4 protein-coding genes are annotated in these 3,520 nt (G+C 77.0%); all 4 read left to right on the top strand.

Annotated elements, in window-relative coordinates; translation table 11 throughout:
- Nucleotides 1-662 (top strand): nitroreductase family protein (locus E2C05_RS29910; RefSeq protein WP_192912548.1); only part of this gene is annotated, 662 nt, incomplete at its 5' end.
- Nucleotides 659-1,123, top strand: a complete 465-nt coding sequence (locus E2C05_RS29905) for a MarR family winged helix-turn-helix transcriptional regulator (RefSeq protein ID WP_158292467.1) — start codon at nt 659-661, stop codon at nt 1,121-1,123. The genes E2C05_RS29910 and E2C05_RS29905, both read left to right, overlap by 4 nt.
- 308 nt (nt 1,124-1,431) lie before the next feature.
- Complete coding sequence (locus tag E2C05_RS29900; protein WP_133223261.1) at nt 1,432-2,592, top strand: MFS transporter; 1,161 nt, start codon at nt 1,432-1,434, stop codon at nt 2,590-2,592.
- Between the two features lie 169 nt (nt 2,593-2,761).
- On the top strand, nt 2,762-3,436 hold the full coding sequence (locus tag E2C05_RS29895; protein WP_158292466.1) for a hypothetical protein: 675 nt from the start codon (nt 2,762-2,764) through the stop codon (nt 3,434-3,436).
- Nucleotides 3,437-3,520 lie beyond the last annotated feature (84 nt).

Raw genomic sequence — 3,520 nt, 5'->3', positions numbered from 1 at the left:
TGGCGCGGCCGGTGGGCGCGGCGAGCCTCGCCGCCATCGCGGCCGTGCTGCCGGCGGAGGCCGGCTTCGCCGCGACCGCGGCGGCCGGCCCGGTCGCGGCGCTCCGCGCCCTGACCTGGGAGGCCTGGCTGACCGAGGCGCAGACCCCTGCGGCGCATCTCGAAACGGTGAACCTCATGCGGCTCGGCCGGGCGGCGGTGGCGGCGCAGCCGGATGGCGTGTCGGTCTGGGGGCCGGGGCTCGACCCGCTGGTGGAGCGCGGCGTGCTGACGCGGGAGGGCTTCGCCACCCCCGGCCACCCGGCCTACCAGGAGATGCTGGAGCGCTACCGGCCGATGCTGGCCGCGACCCCGGCCTATGTCTGGACGGCCAGCGCCGCCGATACCCGCGGCGCCGCCTTCGAGGCCGGCCGCGCCTGGCTGCGGCTGAACCTGGCGGCGACCGGCCTCGGCCTGGCGCTGCAGCCGGTCAGCCAGGCGCTGCAGGAATACCCGGAGATGGACGGCCACCGCGCCGCGCTGCACCGGCTGCTGGGCGTCGCCGCGCCCGGCCGGGTGCAGATGCTCGGCCGGATCGGCTACCTGCCCGGGGGGCAGCCCGGTGCGCAGGCCGTGGCGCCGACCCCGCGCTGGCCCGTGGAATCGCGTATCATGCCTGGGTGACCCAGGCCTCCCCGCCGCAGGACCCGCCGCTCTTCGCCCTGCTGAACGAGATCGGCATCATCGAACAGCTGGCGCGCAACCGCTTCGACGCGGCGCAGGCGGACGGGCTGCTGCTGTCGCATTTCGTGCTGCTGAACCACCTGGTGCGGGTGCAGGACGGCGCCGCGCCGGCCCGCATCGCCCGGGCGCTGCAGGTGGCGAAGGGCGCCGTCACCAACACGGTGCAGCGGCTGGAGGACCGCGGCCTGGTGCGGGTGGAGCCCGACCCGGCGGATGGCCGCGGCCGCCGCGTCTGGCTGACCCCGGCCGGGCGGGCGCGACGGCAGCAGGCGGTGAGGGCGGCGGTGGAGGCCTTCTCCGGCCTCGCCGCCCTGTTGCCGGAAGCGCGGATCGCCGCCCTGCTGCCGGAGTTGCGGGCGATCCGCCAGGCGCTGGATGCCGCCCGCGACGCCGAGGGCTGAGACCGGTCTGTCGGCATCCTGGCCTCCTCCCCGCCCGGTCCCCGCCGCCGGCGGCGTGGCGGTTGCCCGACGAAGGCCATGACGAGGCCAGCGCCCCGCTGCCGTGCCGGCCGGCAGGGACCCGGCCCGGGGACCGGGCGGCTTGACACCCCGCGACCGGCATGGCCAACGCAGCCCGTGCCCCGCCGCCCCACCCGCTTCGCTGACGCGCCCGCCGGCGCGGGATCCCGGGGCGGGGCATCCCCGCGCCCTGGTCGCCGGCCGGGCGTTGCCGGCCCGGCGCGGTCCCGGCGCCGAGCCGCCGCCTGATGCGGATGCCCACCCGCGCCCCCGCCCGCTTCGCCCTGCTCTTCGCCGCGCAATTCGCCGCCGTCGGCGTGATGCTGCCCTTCCTGCCGGCGGTGCTGGCGGCACAGGGGCTGGCGCCCGAGCAGGTCGCCATGGTGCTCGCCGCCGGCTGGGTGATGCGGCTGGTGGCGGCGCCGCTGGTCGGGCGCGGCGCCGATGCGCTGGGCGACCCGCGGCTGCTGGTGGCGCTCGGCGCCGCGCTGGCCGCTTGCGCCGCCACCGGCTTCGCCCTGGCGCAGGCCTTCGGCGCGCTGCTGCTGGTCAACCTCCTCTACAGCCTCTGCATGGCGCCGGTGGTGCCGCTGTCGGACAGCCTGGCGCTGCGGGCGGCGCGCCAGGGGGAGGGGCGGGACGGGGGCTTCGACTATGGCCGGGTGCGCTCGGCCGGGTCCGCCGCCTTCATTCTGGCCGCCATCGCCGCCGGGCAACTGGCCGCGGCGGCCGGCGTCACCGCCGTGGTCTGGCTGTTCGCCGCCTGCCTGCTGGCGACCGCCGCCGCCGGCCGGGCGCTGCCGCCGATGCCGGCGGCGGAGCGGCGCCGGGCCGGCGGGGCGGCCGGCTTCCTCGCCCCCTTCCGCGACCCGGCCTTCGCCTGGCTGCTGCCGCTCTCGGCCCTCGTCCAGGCGAGCCATGCCTTCTATTACGGCTTCGGCACTATCCACTGGCAGGCGGCCGGCCTTTCCGCCGGGGTGATCGGACTGCTCTGGGCGGAAGGGGTGGTCGCCGAGGTCGCTCTCTTCCTCTGGGGCAGGCGGCTGGCCGACCGGCTGGGGGCGCCCGGCCTCGCCGCCCTGGCCGCCCTGGCGGGGCTGCTGCGCTGGTCGGTCACCGCCAGCACCACCTGGCTGCCGGCGCTGGCGGCGGCGCAGGCGCTGCACGGCATCACCTTCGGCGCCATGCACCTGGCCGCCATGCGCGTGCTGGCCCGCCAGCCGCCGGAGCGGGCGGCGACGGCGCAGACGCTGCACGCCTCGCTCGGGCCCGGGCTGGTTTCCGGCCTGCTGACGCTCGCCTCCGGCCCGCTCTATGCCAGCGCCGGGGGGGCCGGCTTCTGGGCCATGGCGGGGCTTTGCCTGCTGGCGCTGCCGCTGGCCTGGCGGCTGCGGCGGGCGATGGGCTGACCGGCGGCCCGGGCACCGGGCGCCTGGCGGCGCGGGCCATCCCCGGCCGGGGCCGCCAGGGACGCGTCACCCGGCCCGACGGGCGTCTCGGCAGGTGAGATCAGCCGATTGCGAGTGATTAACCATCAGTTTATCTATCTCCCCGGGGCATCAACCCCCGGAGGTTCGCATGCCCAGGATGACCCGGTTGCCCGTGCTCGGCGCGGCGCTCGCACTGTCCCTCGGCCTGGCCGTGTCCCGGGCGGAGGCCGCACTGCTGGCGCCCTCTGCGGTCGTGGTCGCCGCCACGGAGTCCTCCGCCACCGTCACCCAGGGCAACCTCGCCCTGGCGACGGACGGCGATGCCGCCACCGGCTTCGTGGTGACGACCGTATCCCCCCTTGTCACCTCGGGCGTGCAGGCGGCCTTCAGCTTCGACATCTCCGGCTTCAGCGCCGTCACGGGCTTCGTCCTGACCCTCGACCTCGTCATCGATTTCGGTCAGGCCCTCGGCCTCGAGGCCGGCCGCCTCGGCTGGACCACCGGCCTGTTCTCCGGCTTCATCGGCTTCCCCGCCCCGTCCGGGACGCTGGTCTCGGTGAGCCTGGCCGCGACGCAGGGCGGGGCGAATGTCAACGACCTCGCCAGATACATCAACGGCACGACGCTTACGGTGAAGTTCACCACGGAATTGGCGGCCGGCTTCGTGCCCGGGACGCTCAGCGTCGATTTCCGCGAGATCGCGATGGATGTGCGGGGCACGCTCAACCCGACCGTCGTGCCCGTGCCGGGCGCGCTGCCGCTGTTCGCCACCATGCTCGGCCTCGGCCTCCTGGTCCGGCGCGGGCGCAGCCTGCCGGGCTGACGGCTCCTGCGCCCGCCGGGCTGACGGCGGATGCGCCCCGGTCCCGCCGGCCCTGCCGGCGGCGCGGCCGGGGCAGGTGCCGGG

The sequence above is a fragment of the Paracraurococcus ruber genome (genome assembly GCF_004353985.1).
Lineage (GTDB): Bacteria > Pseudomonadota > Alphaproteobacteria > Acetobacterales > Acetobacteraceae > Paracraurococcus > Paracraurococcus ruber.
This window is presented reverse-complemented; position numbering and strand designations above follow the sequence as displayed.

Coding starts and splice junctions, on each gene's coding strand:
- E2C05_RS29895 (WP_158292466.1), top strand. CDS start 2,762: ATGCCCAGGATGACCCGGTTGCCCGTGCTCGGCGCGGCGCTCGCACTG.
- E2C05_RS29900 (WP_133223261.1), top strand. CDS start 1,432: ATGCGGATGCCCACCCGCGCCCCCGCCCGCTTCGCCCTGCTCTTCGCC.